The 16,782-nt window shown below is 65.6% G+C and carries 17 protein-coding genes; 4 read left to right on the top strand and 13 right to left on the bottom strand.

Annotation, left to right across the window (positions count from 1 at the left end):
- Positions 1 to 23: 23 nt before the first annotated feature.
- From lipA to RMO95_RS04040, 11 genes are all read right to left on the bottom strand, one after another.
- Positions 24 to 965, bottom strand: coding sequence for a lipoyl synthase (gene lipA, locus RMO95_RS04090; RefSeq protein WP_310449319.1), 942 nt, complete (start codon positions 963 to 965; stop codon positions 24 to 26).
- Positions 962 to 1,582 (bottom strand): lipoyl(octanoyl) transferase LipB, encoded by a 621-nt coding sequence (gene lipB, locus RMO95_RS04085; protein ID WP_310449318.1) that lies wholly within the window; start codon positions 1,580 to 1,582, stop codon positions 962 to 964. The genes lipA and lipB overlap by 4 nt, the downstream gene beginning before the upstream one ends.
- Positions 1,579 to 1,836 carry a DUF493 domain-containing protein gene (locus RMO95_RS04080; RefSeq protein ID WP_310449317.1) on the bottom strand — a complete coding sequence of 86 codons (258 nt, stop codon included), beginning with the start codon at positions 1,834 to 1,836 and terminating at the stop codon, positions 1,579 to 1,581. The genes lipB and RMO95_RS04080 overlap by 4 nt, the downstream gene beginning before the upstream one ends.
- 108 nt (positions 1,837 to 1,944) lie before the next feature.
- Positions 1,945 to 2,808 (bottom strand): D-amino acid aminotransferase, encoded by an 864-nt coding sequence (locus tag RMO95_RS04075; protein ID WP_310449316.1) that lies wholly within the window; start codon positions 2,806 to 2,808, stop codon positions 1,945 to 1,947.
- On the bottom strand, positions 2,805 to 3,935 hold the full coding sequence (locus tag RMO95_RS04070; RefSeq protein ID WP_310449315.1) for a D-alanyl-D-alanine carboxypeptidase family protein: 1,131 nt from the start codon (positions 3,933 to 3,935) through the stop codon (positions 2,805 to 2,807). The genes RMO95_RS04075 and RMO95_RS04070 overlap by 4 nt, the downstream gene beginning before the upstream one ends.
- A 77-nt stretch (positions 3,936 to 4,012) precedes the next feature.
- Positions 4,013 to 5,020, bottom strand: a complete 1,008-nt coding sequence (locus tag RMO95_RS04065; protein WP_310449314.1) for a septal ring lytic transglycosylase RlpA family protein — start codon at positions 5,018 to 5,020, stop codon at positions 4,013 to 4,015.
- Between the two features lie 107 nt (positions 5,021 to 5,127).
- Positions 5,128 to 6,213: a rod shape-determining protein RodA gene (rodA, locus tag RMO95_RS04060; protein ID WP_310449467.1), complete on the bottom strand. Its 1,086-nt coding sequence runs from the start codon at positions 6,211 to 6,213 to the stop codon at positions 5,128 to 5,130.
- Between the two features lie 20 nt (positions 6,214 to 6,233).
- Positions 6,234 to 8,126 (bottom strand): penicillin-binding protein 2, encoded by a 1,893-nt coding sequence (gene mrdA / locus RMO95_RS04055; RefSeq protein ID WP_310449313.1) that lies wholly within the window; start codon positions 8,124 to 8,126, stop codon positions 6,234 to 6,236.
- Positions 8,127 to 8,205: 79 nt separating this feature from the next.
- Positions 8,206 to 8,727: a rod shape-determining protein MreD gene (mreD, locus tag RMO95_RS04050; protein ID WP_310449312.1), complete on the bottom strand. Its 522-nt coding sequence runs from the start codon at positions 8,725 to 8,727 to the stop codon at positions 8,206 to 8,208.
- A 188-nt stretch (positions 8,728 to 8,915) separates the two neighbouring features.
- Positions 8,916 to 9,836, bottom strand: coding sequence for a rod shape-determining protein MreC (gene mreC, locus RMO95_RS04045; protein WP_310449311.1), 921 nt, complete (start codon positions 9,834 to 9,836; stop codon positions 8,916 to 8,918).
- A gap of 93 nt (positions 9,837 to 9,929) precedes the next feature.
- Complete coding sequence (locus RMO95_RS04040; protein WP_310449310.1) at positions 9,930 to 10,973, bottom strand: rod shape-determining protein; 1,044 nt, start codon at positions 10,971 to 10,973, stop codon at positions 9,930 to 9,932.
- 138 nt (positions 10,974 to 11,111) lie between these two features.
- Between RMO95_RS04040 and gatC the strand changes: the two genes are divergently transcribed.
- From gatC to gatB, 3 genes are all read left to right on the top strand, one after another.
- A complete protein-coding gene (gatC, locus tag RMO95_RS04035) occupies positions 11,112 to 11,399 on the top strand; it encodes an Asp-tRNA(Asn)/Glu-tRNA(Gln) amidotransferase subunit GatC (protein ID WP_310449309.1) in 288 nt (95 codons plus the stop codon).
- Between the two features lie 102 nt (positions 11,400 to 11,501).
- Complete coding sequence (gene gatA, locus RMO95_RS04030) at positions 11,502 to 12,980, top strand: Asp-tRNA(Asn)/Glu-tRNA(Gln) amidotransferase subunit GatA (protein WP_310449308.1); 1,479 nt, start codon at positions 11,502 to 11,504, stop codon at positions 12,978 to 12,980.
- Positions 12,977 to 14,449 (top strand): Asp-tRNA(Asn)/Glu-tRNA(Gln) amidotransferase subunit GatB, encoded by a 1,473-nt coding sequence (gene gatB, locus RMO95_RS04025; protein WP_310449307.1) that lies wholly within the window; start codon positions 12,977 to 12,979, stop codon positions 14,447 to 14,449. Before gatA ends, gatB begins: the two co-directional genes overlap by 4 nt.
- An 18-nt stretch (positions 14,450 to 14,467) precedes the next feature.
- Here gatB and RMO95_RS04020 read toward each other — a convergent pair whose 3' ends face one another.
- Together RMO95_RS04020 and pyrE are read right to left on the bottom strand one after the other, a co-directional pair.
- Positions 14,468 to 15,205, bottom strand: coding sequence for a DUF4124 domain-containing protein (locus tag RMO95_RS04020; RefSeq protein WP_310449306.1), 738 nt, complete (start codon positions 15,203 to 15,205; stop codon positions 14,468 to 14,470).
- Positions 15,206 to 15,234: 29 nt separating this feature from the next.
- Positions 15,235 to 15,903, bottom strand: coding sequence for an orotate phosphoribosyltransferase (gene pyrE, locus RMO95_RS04015; RefSeq protein WP_310449305.1), 669 nt, complete (start codon positions 15,901 to 15,903; stop codon positions 15,235 to 15,237).
- A 26-nt stretch (positions 15,904 to 15,929) separates the two neighbouring features.
- On the opposite strand from pyrE, the gene RMO95_RS04010 reads away from it, so the two are divergent.
- Entirely contained in the window at positions 15,930 to 16,727 is a 798-nt protein-coding gene (locus RMO95_RS04010; RefSeq protein WP_310449304.1) for an exodeoxyribonuclease III, read from the top strand.
- The last annotated feature ends 55 nt before the right edge of the window (positions 16,728 to 16,782 follow it).

Below are 16,782 nucleotides of genomic sequence, written 5' to 3'. Positions count from 1 at the left end.
CGCCGTCCCGCCATCGCCAACTCTCAGGTGCCGGCAATTCCGGCGCCGTGCGCCTGCTGGTCGGCGTGGTAGCTGGAGCGCACCAGCGGCGCCGAGGCGGCGTGGGTGAAACCCATGGCTTCGGCTTCTCTGGCGTACATGGCGAAGATGTCGGGGTGCACGTAGCGCAGCACCGGCAGGTGGTGGCCGGAAGGCGCCAGGTACTGGCCGATGGTCAGCATCTCGACCTCATGGGCGCGCAGGTCGCGCAGGGTGTCGAGGATTTCCTCGTCGGTTTCGCCGAGGCCCACCATGAGGCCGGACTTGGTCGGCACGCCGGGTACGCGCGCCCTGAAAGCTTTCAGCAGCTGCAGCGAGTTTTGGTAGTCGGCGCCGGGGCGCGCCTGCTTGTAGAGCCGCGGCACGGTTTCCATGTTGTGGTTCATCACGTCGGGCGGGGTTGCCGCGAGGATGTCCAGCGCGATGTCGAGGCGGCCGCGGAAGTCCGGCACCAGCACTTCGATTTTCGTTCCCGGCGAATATTCGCGCACTTTCGCGATGCAGTCGGCGAAGTGCTGGGCGCCGCCGTCGCGCAGGTCGTCGCGGTCGACGCTGGTGATCACCACGTACTTGAGTTTCATTGCGGCGATGGTGCGCGCGAGCTTCTCCGGCTCCTCCGCGTCGGGCGGCAGCGGCTTGCCGTGGCCGACGTCGCAGAAGGGGCAGCGCCGCGTGCACAGGTCGCCGAGGATCATGAAAGTCGCCGTGCCGTTGCCGAAGCATTCGCCGATGTTGGGGCAGGTGGCTTCCTCGCACACCGTATGCAAATGGTGTTCGCGCAGGATCTGCTTGATCTCGCCGAAGCGGCCCGCGCTGCTGCCGGCCTTGACGCGGATCCAGTCGGGCTTTTTCAGGGTCGTTGCGGCGGGCACCACCTTGATCGGGATGCGGGCGGTCTTGGCCTCGCCTTTTTGCTTCGTCGTCATATCGTTTCGTCCAGTTGCCGGGCCAGCTGTTCTGCCAGGGCCTTGCCTACTATCGCAGTTCCATCGGCGCTGCGCCATTGTGGCAAATACGCACGCAGTTGGGTGACCGCCATGCCCTCGTAGCCGCAAGGGTTGATCGCGGTGTAGGGCGCCAGATCCATGTCGACATTGAGCGATACGCCGTGGTAGCTGCAGCCGTGCTTGATGCGCAGGCCCAGCGCGGCGATCTTGGCATTGCCGACATAAACGCCGGGCGCGCCCTCCAGCCGCGCTGCGCTGACGCCGTAGCCAGCGAGCAGGTCGATCACGGCTTGCTCGATGCGATTGACCAGGCCGCGCACCGTGATCTCGCGCCGGCGCAGGTCGAGCAGCAAATAGACCACGACCTGGCCGGGGCCGTGGTAGGTGATCTGACCGCCGCGGTCGATCTGCACCACGGGAATGCCGATGTCGCGCAGCAGGTGCTCGGGCTTGCCCGAGAGGCCCTGGGTGAAGACAGGCGGATGCTCGCAAATCCAGAGTTCGTCTTCGGTGTCGGCAGCGCGCGCGGCGGTGAACTCCTGCATCGCGGCGAAAGTCGCTGCGTAATCGACGCGCCCCAGGGTCTTGACGATCACAATACGACTTTGACTGCGGGGTGCGCCGTCAATTCGCGGTAAAGCGCATCGAGCTGGGCTTGCGAAACGGCGCGCACGGTGCAGGTCAGCGAAAGATAGTTGCCGGCTTTCGAGGCACGCATTTCCATGGTCGCGACGTCGAAGTCCGGGGCGTGCCTGAGCACTACGGCGGCGATCGCCTGCGCGAAACCTGCGTCGTTGGCGCCCATGATCTTCAGCGGGAAGTCGCAGGGAAACTCGAGCAGGGTGGTCATCGACCTGCCCCCCATCCCCCTTCCCGGGGAAGGGGGTGACGACGGTTCGCCGCTGCGCGGCTCCATGTCTTACGCTGCACCATTCTTGGGGCAGCCCGGCGAATGGTGCTACCCACCGCGCATCACCGTCGCCTTGAACTCCTGATACCAGGCGTACATCTGCGCGAACACCGGACCCGGCGTGCCGCCAGCGCCGACTTTCCTGCCGTCGAGCGTGACGATGGGCAGCACTTCCTTGGTCGAGGAGCACATCCAGAGTTCGTCGGCGCCGCGCGTCTCGGCTTCGGTGATGTCGCGCACTTCATGCGGCAGGCCGTGCTGCGCGGCGAGTTCGAGCGCCATGTCGTAGGTGATGCCGGGCAGCATCAGGTGGTTCTTGATCGGCGCCAGCAGGACGCCGTCCTTGACCACGAAAATAGAGGAGGCCGAGCCTTCGGTGAGGAAGCCGTCGCGGAACAGCACGGTCTCGACGCAACCGGCGGCCACGGCCATCTGGCGCAGCAGACAGTTGGCCAGGAGCGAGGTGGTTTTCAGGTCGCAGCGCAGCCAGCGGATGTCGGCCGCGGAAACCGCGGCGATACCCTGCTCGCGCTGGCCGGCAGGCGGCGTCAGCATCGGCTCGGCGAGTACCACCACGGTGGGCCGAATCTCCTTCGGAAAGGCGTGGTTGCGCACCGCCATCGGCCCGCGCGTGACCTGAACGTAGATCGACTGGTCTTCCCATTCGGCTTCCTGCGCCAGCTGCGAGATGATCGCGATCCATTCCGCCATACCATGCGGATTGACTAGCTGGATGCCGTCGAGGCTTTGCTGCAATCGCGCCAGATGCTGTTCGAGGCGGAACGGCCGCCGCGAATAGACGGGGATCACCTCATACACGCCGTCGCCGAAAAGGAAGCCGCGATCCATGACGGAGACATTGGCGTCTTTTGGCGCAAGCCACTGCCCATTGAGGAAGACCCGCGCCGTCATTGGAAGTACAACCGGATGTCGTCCCACAGCCGGCCGAAGAAGCCGGCCAGGGGCACCGCGCTCTGCGCGACAACGGGGTATTCGCCCCAGGGCTGGCCGCCCACCGCCAGCTTCAGTGTGCCGATCACGGCGCCTGCCGCCACGGGGGCGACCAGCGGCTGCCGGCTGACCATTTGCGCGCTGACCTTGTCGGCCATGCCGCGCGGCACCGAGATCACGAAATCCTCGGCGAAGCCGGCGCCGACCAGGTTTTGCGCGCCCTTGAAGACCTTGAGCTGGGAAACTGCCTGGCCCTTGTCGTAGAGCTTGACCGATTCGAACGCGGTGTAGCCCCAGTTGAGCAGGTTCAGCGAATCGCGGGTACGGGCTTCTTCGGAGGGCGTACCGAGCACCACGGAGATCAATCGCCGCGGACCGCGCTTGGCGGTGGCGATCAGGCAGTAGCCGGCCGCATTCGAATGCCCGGTCTTGAGGCCATCGACGGTCGGATCGGCCCACAGCAGGCGGTTGCGATTGTGCTGACGGATGCCGTTGTAGGTGTATTCCTTGGTCGCGTGCAGGGCATGGGTTTCCGGATGGTCGCGGATCAGCGCCGCGGCCAGCCGCGCCAGGTCGCGCGGCGTCGAATAGTGGTTGGGCGCCGGGCCTTCGAAGTAGCCGCTGGCATTGAGGAAGTTCGTGTCCTTGAGGCCCATGCGCTGCGCCGTGCGGTTCATCATCGCGGCGAAGGCCTCCTCGCTGCCGCCGATGGCTTCGGCCAGCGCCACCGAGGCGTCATTGCCGGACTGGATCACCATGCCCTTGAACAGGTCATCGACCGAGACACCCTTGTTCACCGGCACGAAGCTGCGCGACCCCTGGGTGCGCCAGGCGCGCTCGGACACCGTGACCGGTTGCTGCAGGTCCAGTCGCTTCTGCGCCAGCGCCTCGGCGACCAGATAAGTGGTCATGACCTTGGTCAGCGAGGCCGGTTCCAGGCGCGTGTCGGCGTCCTGCGCGGCCAGCACCTGACCGCTGGCGTAGTCCATCAGGATCCAGGCGCGGGCGCTCAGATTGGGCGCGGGGATAGCCTGGGCGTAGCTGGCCGCAATCGGCAGCAGGGCGAAGATGAAAGCAAGGAATCGCATCGAAGAGTTCGGAGTGGCAAAGACTGCGGATTATAAGCGGCGCACCCGAGGCCACCGCTTTGCCCGAGCGGCCGGCGCTAGCGCTGCACGATCACCGGCGCCATGCCGAGGATTTCGCGCAGGCGTCCGCCGGCCAGTTGCGCCGCCGCGGCATCGGGCCAGGGCCCGAGCTGGACGCGGAACAGCTTGCCGGCCGCTTGCACCACCAGCTTGGCGGACAGTTCGCCGAGTTCGCGCGTCAGGCGTGCGCGCAAGGCCTCGGCATTGTCGCGATTGCCGAAGGCGCCCAGTTGCAGGAAATGGCCGCGCGCATCCTGCACCTGCGGCAGCGGCGGTTCGGCTGCGGCCGCCGCCAGCCTGGCGATCGGGTCGTCATTTTCGACTGTTTGCGGCGGGGTCGGCGGCGGCGCTGCCGCGGCGAGGGTCTGGCCGGGCAGGACGCTCTCGACCTCGACCACCGCGCTGCCGCTGCCGATATAGCCGAGCTTCCAGGCGGCGGTCCACGAAAGGTCGATCTCGCGTCCGGCATGGAAGGGGCCGCGGTCATTGACGCGCACCACCACCGCGCGGCCGTTGGCCGGATTGCTGACGCGGACATAGGACGGGATCGGCAGCGTCGGATGCGCGGCGGTCATGCCGTACATGTCGTAGGGCTCGCCGCTGGAGGTCTTCTGGCCATGGAACTTGCGCCCGTACCAACTGCCGGTGCCGCGCGCCTTGTAGGGCTGCAGCGTGCGCAGCGGCACGTAGTCGCGCCCGAACACCGAGTAGGGGTTGTTGGCGAAGCGATGCAGCGGCTCCGGCTTCGGCACCGCATCGGGAATCGCGTCGATGACTTCCGGCGGCGGCTGGTCGCCGGGCCCGTCGTCCTGGTAGAAACCGCCGCTGTACTTGATCACCGGCGCCGGTTTTTTTGCCGTGCCGCCGGGAGTTGCCGCTTGCCTGCCCCCGAAGGGGCATCCCAGGCAGACAGAGTCCGGTACGGCGACCGCGGGCGCCTCGGCGCGGTCGATGACCGGGCGCGGCGCCTGCGTGCCGCAAGCGGCGAGCAAGGTTGCCAGAAACAGAAACGACAAACGACTCAAACAGCAAAACCTGTTTGCCACAGAGGACACAGAGCGCACAGAGGGAAAGCTCTCTTTGCCCTTCTCTGTGCTCTCTGTGTCCTCTGTGGCCAAAAAGCTTCTGGTCTTCACTTCTGCACCAGCATGCGATTGCCGTGAATCGACATCAGGATGCCGATGCCGATGAACAGCGTCACCAGGGCCGTGCCGCCGTAGCTGATCAGCGGCAACGGCACGCCGACCACCGGCAGGATGCCGGACACCATGCCCATGTTGACGAAGGCGTAGGTGAAGAAAATCATGGTCACCGCGCCGGCCAGCAGGCGCGAGAACAGCGTCGCCGCATTGGCCGCGATCAGCAGGCCGCGGGCGATCAGCAGCGCGTAGAGCAAGAGCAGCAGCAGGTTGCCGAGCAGGCCGAACTCCTCGGAGAACACCGCGAAGATGAAGTCGGTGTGGCGCTCGGGGATGAACTCCAGTTGCGCCTGGGTACCCTCCCGCCAGCCCTTGCCGAAGATGCCGCCGGAACCGATCGCGATGGTCGACTGGATGATGTGGAAGCCCTTGCCCAGCGGGTCCTTTTCCGGGTCCAGCAGGGTGATGATGCGATTCCTCTGGTAGTCGTGTAGCATGTTCCAGGCCAGCGGTGCGGCGGCTGCCGCGGCAACGGCCATGCCGATCATGATCTTCCACGACAGTCCGGCAAAGAAGATCACGTAGAAGCCGGCCGCCAGCACCAGCACGGCCGTGCCCAGGTCGGGCTGGCGTGCGATCAGGGCCACCGGCAGCAGCAGCAGGACGGCGGCGATGGCGTAGTCGCGCAGGCGCGGCATGGCTTCGCGCTGCTGGAAGTACCAGGCGAGCAACAGCGGCATGGCGATCTTCATCAGCTCGGACGGCTGCGTGCGCATGAAGCCGAGATTGAGCCAGCGTCGCGCGCCCTTCGATACGTCACCGAACAGGGCCACGGCGATCAGCAGCAGCAAGCCGGCCAGGTAGATCGGCACCGCCATGTGCATCAGGCGCTGCGGCGGCACCTGGGCCGCGATCCGCATCACCACCAGCGCCACCGCGACATTGACCAGTTGCGTATTGAGCCGTTCGGGCGAGGCACTGCCCATCATGCCCACCGCGAGCAGCAGCAGCAGGCCGGCGATCAGCATCAGGGGTCCGTCGATCGGCGCCACCAGGCGCTGCGCGAAATTGCGGAGCATGGCCAGACCGATGCCGTGGTTCATTCCTCGTCCTCCTCTACGGCGGCCTCGTCGACGGGGGCGGGCGCCTGCGGCCGCTTGCCGAGCAGATAGTAGTCGAGCACCTGGCGCGCGATCGGGGCGGCGGCCTGGGCGCCGAAGCCGCCGTTTTCGACCAGCACGGCAAGCGCGATCTTCGGTTGCTCGGCCGGCGCGAAGGCGATGAACAGGGCATGGTCGCGCAGTTCGTGCTTGACGCTTCCCGCCTTGTAGTCCGCGCCCTTCAGCGAATACACCTGGGCCGTGCCGGTCTTGCCGGCCGAGACATATTCGGCGCCGGCGAAGGCGCGGGCGCCGGTGCCTTCCTTGTTCACGCCGACCATGGCATTTCTGATCACCTCGAGATGCTCGGGCTTGAGGCCCAGGTTGCGCACCGGCTGCGGCTCGATCAGGGTCTTGTTGCCGGTCCTGGTGTCGGTGATGTGCTTCACCAGATGCGGACGGAACACCACGCCGTTGTTGGCGACGATCGCCGTGGCGTGCGCCAGTTGGATCGGCGTGTAGGCGTTGTAGCCCTGGCCGATGCCGATCGAGATGGTTTCGCCGGCATACCATTTCTGCTGCTCGGGCTTCTTGAAGCGCTTCTTCTTCCACTCCTGCGAGGGCAGCACGCCTTCCGATTCGCCGTCGATGTCGATCCCGGTGCGGCTGCCGAAGCCCAGGCTGCCCATGAAGGCCGCGATGTTGTCGATGCCCATGTCGTTGGCCAGCATGTAGTAGTAGGTGTCGCAGGAATGCACGATGGATTTGTACATATCCACCATGCCGTGGCCGCCCTTCTTGTCGTCGCGGAAATGGTGGCCGCCGAAGTTGAAAAAGCCGGGGTCGGAAATCACCTGCTCGGGACGCCGCTTGCCCAGCGTCAGGGCGCCCAGCGCCATGAAGGGCTTGAAGGTGGAACCCGGCGGGTAGGCGCCGTTGAGCGCGCGGTTGACCATGGGCTTGTCGGGAGACTCGTTGAGTTCCTTCCAGTTCTGCGTGTCGATGCCGTCGACGAACAGGTTGGGATCGTAATTGGGCACTGCCACCAGAGCCAGGATGCCGCCGCTGGCCGGATCGATGGCGACCAGCGCGCCACGGCGGTCGCCGAAGGCCTGCTCGGCGATGCGCTGCAGTTCGGCGTCGACGGTCAGCGTCAGGTTGTTGCCGGGCACCGGCGCGCTGCGCGCCAGGGTGCGCACGGCACGTCCGCCGGCATCGACCTCGACCTGCTCGAAGCCGGTTTCGCCGTGCAGCTCGAACTCGTAGCGCTGTTCCAGCCCGGTCTTGCCGAAGTGTTCGGTGCCGCGATAGTTGGCCTCGCCCTCGCGGGCCTCGATCTTCTCCAGATCGCGGTCATTGACGCGACCGATATAGCCCAGCAGGTGCGAGGCGAAGGCGCCGCCCGGATACTGGCGAAACAGCCGCGCCTTGATGTCCACGCCGGGGAAGCGGTAGCGATGGGCGATGAACTTCGCCACCTCCTCGTCGGTCAGGCGGGTGCGGATCGGCAGCGATTCGAAGTTGCGGCTTTCTTCCAGCAGTTGCCGGAAGCGCTTGCGGTCCTTGGGCTGGATGTCGATGATCTCCGCCAGGCCATCGATGACCTGTTCCGGCTGGCCGGTCTTGGAGGGAACGATTTCCAGGGTATAGGCCGGATAGTTGCGCGCCAGCACGACTCCGTTGCGGTCGACGATGAGGCCGCGGTTGGGCACGATCGGCACCAGCGATATGCGATTGTCTTCGGCGCGGGTCTGGTAGTACTCGTGCTGGACCACCTGCAGCCAGACGAAGCGGGCGAACAGCAAGGTGAAGCAGAGCAGCACGAAGCCGCCCGCCGCCACAAGCCGCGCGCGGAAGCGCTCGAGTTCCTGCTGTGGGTTCTTGAATTCCATTAGCGCGCGCCGGCGACGGGCCGCCCCGAACCGATGTCACCCCCTTCTCGTGGGAAGGGGATTGGGGAAAAGGCCCTGATCATATCGGTCGATGGACGTCCTTGTCTTCCGGGCGGAACTGCGGAATCAGCAGCAGGTAGGTCACCGGATGCCAGAGCAGCGCAGCGACGAAGCTGGAAAGAAACCACAGCACGCCGGGAAACTCGGCGCCGCCGATCATGCGCGCGATCATCATCACCAGCTGCATGCCGAGGAACAGCGGCAATACATGCAGTGCCTGCTGCGCCAGGGGAAACCACAGCACGCGGCGCGACAGGCCCGCCGCGGCAAAGGCCAGCAGTACATAGGCCAGCGCATGCTGTCCCATTACGCTGGCATCGGCGACGTCCATCGCCAGGCCGAGCACAAAGCCCGCCGCCATGCCGACTTTCAGCGGCTGGTGCACGCACCAGAAGGCCAGCACCAGCGCCACCCAGTCGGGAATGCCGGGCAAACGGCCGAAAGGAACCAGGTTCAGCAGCAGGGCAAGGAACAGCGTCAGCACGATGAACCAGTTTCTGACCGGCAGCAGGATGCGGCGCGAGGAATGGGTGGGTTGCATCTACGCCTCCGCCGGGCCGCCCCAAGGGGGCGTGCAGCCAAAAACATGGAAACCGCGTAGCGGTTGAACCGTGGTCACTCCTTCCATGGGGGCGGAGGCAGGAATTCGCGGAGCACTGCTCCGTGCTGCCGCAGCCGGCCGGCTGTGCAAAGCCGGCCGTGGGACGGGGGCTGGGGGTAGGGTCGTTGTCATTTAGCCTTTTTCTTGATGCGCTTGCCGCCGGCGGGTCGCTCGGGAGTCGCCGGCGCGTCGTCGGGCTGTGGCGGCAGGGCCGTGCGGGCGCCCAGCACCAGGGTCAGGCCGTGGCGTTCGACGCCGGCCAGCGGCGCGCAGGTGATGCGCGCGAAGGAGTAGGAACTGTCGCGGTCGATCTTGACCACCTTGGCCACCGGCAGGCCGCGCAGATAGACCCCGTCGAGTCCCGAAGTCACCAGCACGTCGCCCACCTGCACCTCGGCGTTCGACGCCAGGAAGCGCAGTTCCATCATGCCGGCGCCGACGCCGGCCAGTACCGCGCGCAAGCCGTTGCGCTGCACTTCGACGGGTATCGCCTGATCCTTGTCGGTGAGCAGCAATACTTCCGCCGTGAGCGGGAACACCCGCACCACCTGGCCGATCACGCCGACCTCATCCACCACCGCCTGGCCGCCGGCAATGCCATGCTGGCTGCCCTTGTCGATGATCACCCGCCGCGAAAACGGATCGCGTGCCGCATACAGGATCTCGGCGATGCGGCCTTCCACCGGCAGCCGCGCACGCATGTCGAGCAGGGCGCGCAAGCGCAGGTTCTCCTGCTCCAGGTGCTGCTGGCGCAGCAGCAGGTTGGCGGCTTCCAGCTGGCGCCGGCGCAGTTCCTGGTTCTCCTTCAGCAGCGTGGATTGTCGTGCCAGATAGGCGCCGAAATCGCCGGCTGCGTCGATCGGCATCCAGGTCACGCGCTGTAGCGGCCAGGCGACCGTGGCGACGGCCAGGCGCGCCCATTCCAGGGTATGGAAGCGCAGGTCGGCGATCAGCAGCAGCAGGGAAAGCGAGACGAAAAATGCCAGCCGCACGAGCGGCGCCGGACCCCGTTTGAAAAAGGGTGGCGGAACATGGCCAGCGACGGACATCAAGGCATTACGCCCTCGAAATGTGATGGAGACCCGGTGAGCCCCGGCGTTCTGCAGCTACGGGACCAATCTGCAAGCTACACGGGGCGGGCTTTACTCGTTGGCGAAAATACTGCCAAGTTTGTCCATCTTTTCAAGCGCCATGCCGGAGCCGCGTGCGACGCAGGTCAAGGGATCGTCGGCGACGATCACCGGCAGGCCGGTTTCCTCGGTCAGCAGGCGGTCCAGGTCGTGCAGCAAGGCGCCGCCGCCGGTCAGCACCAGGCCGCGCTCGGCGATGTCGGCGCCGAGTTCGGGCGGGGTTTTTTCCAGCGCGTCCTTGACCGCCTTGACCACCTGGTTGAGCGGTTCGGACAGGGCTTCGAGAACTTCGTTGGAGGAAATCGTGAACTTGCGCGGGATGCCCTCGGCACGGTTGATGCCGGAGACTTCCATCTCGCGCACTTCGGCGCCGGGGAAGGCCGAGCCGATCTGCTTCTTGATGTTCTCGGCGCTGTTGTCGCCGATCTGCATGCCGTAGTTGCGGCTGATGTAGGAGATGATCGCCTCGTCGAACTTGTCGCCGCCGACGCGCACAGAGTTGGCATAAACCATGCCGCCCAGCGAAATCACGCCCACTTCGGTGGTGCCGCCGCCGATGTCGACCACCATCGAGCCGGTGGCGTCCGACACCGGCAGGCCGGCGCCGATCGCCGCGGCCATCGGCTCCTCGATCAGGTACACCTGCGAGGCGCCGGCGCCGAGCGCGGATTCGCGGATGGCACGGCGTTCGACCTGGGTCGAGCCCGAGGGCACGCAGATGATGATGCGCGGACTGGGCGAGAACAGGCGCGACTCGTGCACGCGCTTGATGAACTGCTTGAGCATCTGCTCGGTGACGGTGAAGTCGGCGATGACGCCGTCCTTGAGCGGGCGGATGACCTGGATTTCCTTGGGATTGCGCCCGATCATGCCCTTGGCCTCGCGGCCGACGGCCTGGATGGTCTTTTTGGCGTTGGGACCGCCTTCGATGCGGATGGCGACGACCGAAGGCTCGTCGAGCACGACGCCCTTGCCGCGCACGTAAATCAACGTGTTGGCGGTACCGAGGTCAATCGCGAGATCGTTGGAAAAATAGGAGCGGAGAAAGCCGAACATCGTGGTTCCAATGTTGAAGCCCGCCCAGGAAGGGCTGGGGCCAGAAGGTCGCATATGATAACCTATCGCGCCCGTCGATTCGGCCAATGCGCCGGCCTGGTTTCCGACGGGGCCCCGTCATCAACCCCACTTGTCGCCATGTCCCTGAATCTGGAAGACGTCTCCCGCATCGCTCTTTTGTCCCGCATCGAACTCTCGGCGGCGGAGCGCGAAACCACGCGCGACCAACTGAACGACATCCTCGGCTTCATCGAGCAACTGCAGGCCGTCGATACCGCCGGCATCGAGCCGATGGCGCATGCCGTCGATGTGGTGCAGCGCCTGCGCGCCGACGTCGTCACCGAGAGCGACCGCCGCGCCGACTTCCAGGCCGTGGCACCGGAAACCGAAGCCGGGCTTTACCTTGTGCCGAGGGTGGTGGAATGAAGCTATCGCTTCATTCACCCGCAAAGTCCCCCCACCCCCCCTCCCCCGCCCCGAGGGCGGGGGCTACTGATTGGCGCCGCCGCGTTACGGCGACGAAATGAAATGATCAACGCCTCTCTCAAGCAGTTGTCCGCAGCGCTGGCAGCCAAAAAAGTCTCGGCCGTCGAGCTGGCGACGCTGTTCCTCGACCGCATCGAGCGGCTCAATCCCGACCTCAACGCCTTCATCGCGCTCGACCGCGACAAGACCCTGGCCCAGGCGCAAGCCGCCGACGAGACCAGAAGACTTGGCGCTGGTGCCCCGGCGATTTCGCCTCTGTGCGGCATCCCCTTGGCGCACAAGGATATTTTTTGCACCAAGGGCTGGCGCACGAGCTGCGGCTCGAAGATGCTGGAGAACTTCGTCGCCCCCTACGATGCCCATGTCGTCGACAAGCTCGCCGGCGCCGGCATGGTCATGCTGGGCAAGCTCAACATGGACGAGTTCGCCATGGGCTCGTCGAACGAATCCTCGTATTTCGGCCCGGTGAAGAACCCCTGGAACCTCTCCTGCGTACCCGGCGGTTCCTCGGGCGGCTCGGCGGCCGCCATCGCGGCGCGGCTCAGCCCTGCGGCGACGGGCACCGACACCGGCGGCTCGATCCGCCAGCCGGCGGCCCTGTGCGGGCTGACCGGGCTCAAGCCGACCTATGGCGCGGTGTCGCGCTACGGCATGATCGCCTTTGCCTCCAGTCTCGACCAGGCCGGGCCGATGGCGAAGAGCGCCGAAGACTGCGCGCTGCTGCTCAATGCCATGGCCGGTTTCGATGCGCGCGACTCGACCTCGCTCGAACGCCCGGCCGAGGATTACACGCGCGACCTGAATCAGCCGCTGGCCGGCCTGAGGATCGGCCTGCCGCAGGAATTTTTCGGCGCGGGCATGGATGAGGACGTGCGCGCCGCGGTCGAGGCGGCGCTGGCCGAGTATCGCAAGCTGGGCGCCGTCACGGTCGAGGTGCAACTGCCCAATTCCGGTCTTTCCGTGCCGGCCTATTACGTGATCGCCCCGGCCGAGGCCAGTTCCAATCTCTCGCGCTTCGACGGCGTGCGCTACGGCTACCGTGCGCCGGATTATGCCGACCTGGCCGAGATGTATTCGCGCAGCCGGGCGCAGGGCTTCGGCGCCGAGGTCAAGCGCCGGATACTGATCGGCACCTATGTGCTGTCCCACGGCTATTACGACGCCTACTACCTCCAGGCGCAAAAGATTCGCCGCCTGATCGCCGCCGACTTCAAGGCCGCCTTCCAGCAATGCGACGTGATCATGGGGCCGACCTCGCCCTCGGTGGCCTTCGCCTTCGGCGCCAAGAGCGCCGATCCGGTGCAGATGTACCTGTCGGACATCTACACCATCTCCACCAATCTCGCCGGCCTGCCGGGCATGTCGCTGCCCTGCGGCTTCGGCCGGAACAACATGCCGGTCGGCCTGCAGATCATTGGCAACCTGTTTGATGAAGCCAGGATGTTGAACGTTGCGCACAAATACCAGCAAGTTACCGACTGGCACGTGCAAATGCCCAAATCGGCAGAGGTGGCGAAATGAGCCGGGATAAGCAATGGGAAGTCGTGATCGGGCTGGAAACCCACGCCCAGTTGCAAACGAAATCGAAGATATTTTCCGGCAGCAGCATCGCCTTCGGCGCCGAGCCCAACGTCCAGGCCAGCGCGGTCGATATCGCGCTGCCCGGCGTATTGCCGGTGCTCAACCGCGAGGCCGTGGTCTGCGCCATCAAGTTCGGCCTCGCCGTGGGCGCCACGATCGCGCCGCGCTCGGTGTTCGCGCGCAAGAACTACTTCTACCCGGACCTGCCCAAGGGCTACCAGATCAGCCAGTTCGAGATCCCCGTGGTCTCCGGCGGCGGCCTGGCGATAAGAGTTGGTGCTGCAAATGACCCAAATGCGACGGCGGTGGAGAAATTCGTCCATCTGACGCGCGCCCACCTCGAAGAAGATGCCGGCAAGTCCCTGCACGAGGACTTCCACGGCCGCACCGGCATCGACCTCAATCGCGCCGGCACGCCGCTGCTGGAAATCGTCACCGAGCCGGACATGCGCTCGTCGGCCGAGGCGGTCGCCTACGCCCGCGCGCTGCATGCGCTGGTGCAATGGATCGGCATCTGCGACGGCAACATGCAGGAAGGCTCCTTCCGCTGCGACGCCAACGTCTCGGTGCGCCGTCCGGGTCAGCCTCTCGGCACCCGGCGCGAGATCAAGAACCTGAATTCCTTCCGCTTCATGCAGCAGGCGATCGACTTCGAGGTGCAGTGGCAGATCGCCGAAATCGAGGAAGGCCGTGCGATTCGCCAGGCCACGGTGCTGTTCGATCCCGACACGGGCGAGACGCGCGCTATGCGCACCAAGGAAGACGCGCACGACTATCGTTATTTCCCCGACCCTGACCTGCTGCCGCTGGAAATCAAGGCGGACTGGATCGCCCAGGTGCAATCGGGCTTGCCCGAATTGCCGCAGGCCATGCAGCAGCGCTTCCAGTCCGAGTTGGGGCTTTCCGCCTACGACGCGGCGGCGCTGACGGCGTCGCGCGAGATGGCGGCCTACTTCGAGGCCGCGCTGGAGTCCGCCGGCCGCGAAAACGCCAAGCCGGTCGCCAACTGGATCATGGGCGAACTGTCAGCGCGCCTCAACAAGGAGGGGCTGGAGATCGCCGCCGCCCCGCTGTCGGCGCCGCAGCTCGCCGGCATCGTGCGCCGCATTGCCGACAACACGATTTCCAACAAGATTGCCAGGGATGTCTTCGACGCGCTCTGGGCCGGCGACGGCAAGGATGCCGACGCGGTAATCGATGCCAAGGGCTGGAAGCAGATCACCGATACCGGCGCGATCGAGGCGCTGGTCGATGAAGTGCTGGCCGCCAACCAGAAGTCGGTCGACGAATACCGTGCCGGCAAGGAAAAGGCCTTCAATGCCCTGGTCGGACAGGCCATGAAGGCCACCCGCGGCAAGGCCAATCCGCAGCAGGTCACCGACCTGCTGAAGAAAAAACTCGGCGCCTGACCCGGCGGCAGAGGAAGCTTATTCGGCCGGTTTCTTCGAGGACGGCGCGGCCGGCTTCGAAGAAGTCGGTGCCGCAGGCGCGGCGGCAGGCTCTGCGGCGGGTGCAGGAGCCGGCGCGGCAGGCGCGGCAGGCGCGGCTTCCATCGACTTCTTGCCGGTCAGTTCAAGATAGCGTTTCTTCTCGTCGGCGAAGCGGCTGCGGACTTCGTCCATTTCCTTGGACTTGGCGGCGACCGCGGTCTTTTGCGCCGCGATCTCCTTCTCGTTGTCGCGGATATCCGCCTTGACCTGCTCGGGCAAAGGCTTGCCCCGGTAGAACTCCCTGTCGCTTTCCAGTTTCTTCTTGCGCTTGTTGGCTTCCTCCAGACGCTGCTGGGCCTGCTTCATGTTCTTGTCGATTTCGGCCAGGGCGCGGGTCTGCGCCGAGTTGATGTCCTTTTCGCTGGAATAGGTCGCCAGCAAGGCCAGGTTGCGGCGACGCTCCTCGGCGGCCCTCTTGGCTTCCTCTTCCTTCCTGGCCAGTTCGGCGGCGCGGCGTGCCTGCTGCTCCGCTGTCAGCGGCGCCTCGACCTTTTTCGAAACAAAGCCGCGATTGTCGCGCTCCTCGTAGGCCCGACCCTGGCAGGCGGTGGGCAGGAAGTCGCCGCAGACCTTGCGTCCGTTGGCGTCATCGCAGCAATAGATGCGGGTCTGGGCGGCGGCGCCCATGGCCAGCAGGGCGGAGGAGGCAAACAGCAGGGCGGAAATCAGGCGCATGGGGGTTCTCCCTGGAGATGTGGAGGGCATCAGTCGATGCCGTAACGCAGGCGATAGGCACGCACGGCGGAGAGCTTGCTTTCAAGTTCCGAATGGCCGGACAGATAATCGATCAAATCGGTCAGGCTGGCAACGCTGATCACCGGCATGCCGTAATTTCGTTCCACTTCCTGTACCGCCGAAAGCTCACCCTGGCCGCGTTCCTGGCGATCGAGGGCAATCAGCACGGCGGCAGGTTCGGCGCCGGCGGCGCGGATCAGTTCCACCGATTCGCGTACCGAAGTGCCCGCGGAAATCACGTCGTCGATGATCAGCACGCGTCCCTTGAGCGGCGCCCCGACCAGCGTGCCGCCTTCGCCGTGGTCCTTGGCTTCCTTGCGGTTATAGGCATAGGGCGTGTTGTGCCCCAGGCCGGCGAGCGCCATGGCGGTGCCCGCGGCGAGCGGAATGCCCTTGTAAGCGGGCCCGAACAGCACATCGAACTGCACGCCGGCCGCCAGCATGCGGCGCGCGTAGAAATCGCTGAGGCGCGCCAGCGATGCGCCATCGTTGAACAATCCGGCATTGAAGAAATAGGGGCTCAGGCGCCCGGCCTTGGTCTTGAATTCGCCAAAGCGCAACACGCCCAGCTCGCAGGCGAAGGCGATAAACTCGCGGCTCAACTCGCTGGCGGCGGTGTGGTCGGCGTTCGCATTCATCCAGCGCATTCTACATGCACAGACACATGCTCCGAATACTCACTCTGAATCTCAACGGTATCCGTTCCGCGGCCGGCAAGGGGATTTTCGACTGGCTGGCGACGCAGCAGGCCGACGTCGTCTGCGTCCAGGAACTCAAGGCGCAACTGCCCGACCTGAGCCCGGCGCTGCGCGCGCCGGCGGGCTTCAACGGCTTTTTCCACGCGGCCGAGAAGAAAGGCTACAGCGGCGTCGGCATCTATTCGCGGCAGGCGCCCGACCGCATCGTCGAGGGTTTCGGCAACCCCGAGTTCGATGCCGAGGGGCGCTACCTGCAAGCGGATTTCGGCAAGCTGTCGGTGGTCTCGCTCTACCTGCCCTCGGGCTCCAGCTCGGAAGAGCGGCAGCAGGCCAAGTTCCGCTTCCTCGACCAGTTCCGGCCGCAACTGGAACGCCTGGCCGACGATGCCCGGCGCGCCGGGCGGGAAATCCTGCTGTGCGGCGACTGGAATATCGCGCACCGGGAAATCGACCTGAAGAACTGGAAGTCCAACCAGAAGAACTCCGGCTTCCTGCCCGAGGAGCGCGCCTGGCTGTCGTCGGTATTCGACGATCTGGGCTGGGTGGACGTGCATCGGAAGTTGCTGCCGGAAGCGACCGGCGAGGCTTACACCTGGTGGTCGAACCGGGGCCAGGCCTGGGCCAAGAACGTCGGCTGGCGCATCGACTACCAGATCGCGACGCCGGGCCTCGCGGCTTCTGCGCGCCGGGCGGCGGTCTACAAGGCGCAGCGTTTCTCCGATCACGCGCCGCTGACGGTGGATTACGACTTCAGTTGCGTATGACATGGATCATTGCGGCGCAGCGACAAAATGGGTAGCCTTCAACTGCAAGACCTTT

The sequence above is a fragment of the Sulfuritalea sp. genome, assembly GCF_031426875.1.
Lineage (GTDB): Bacteria > Pseudomonadota > Gammaproteobacteria > Burkholderiales > Rhodocyclaceae > Sulfuritalea.
This window is presented reverse-complemented; position numbering and strand designations above follow the sequence as displayed.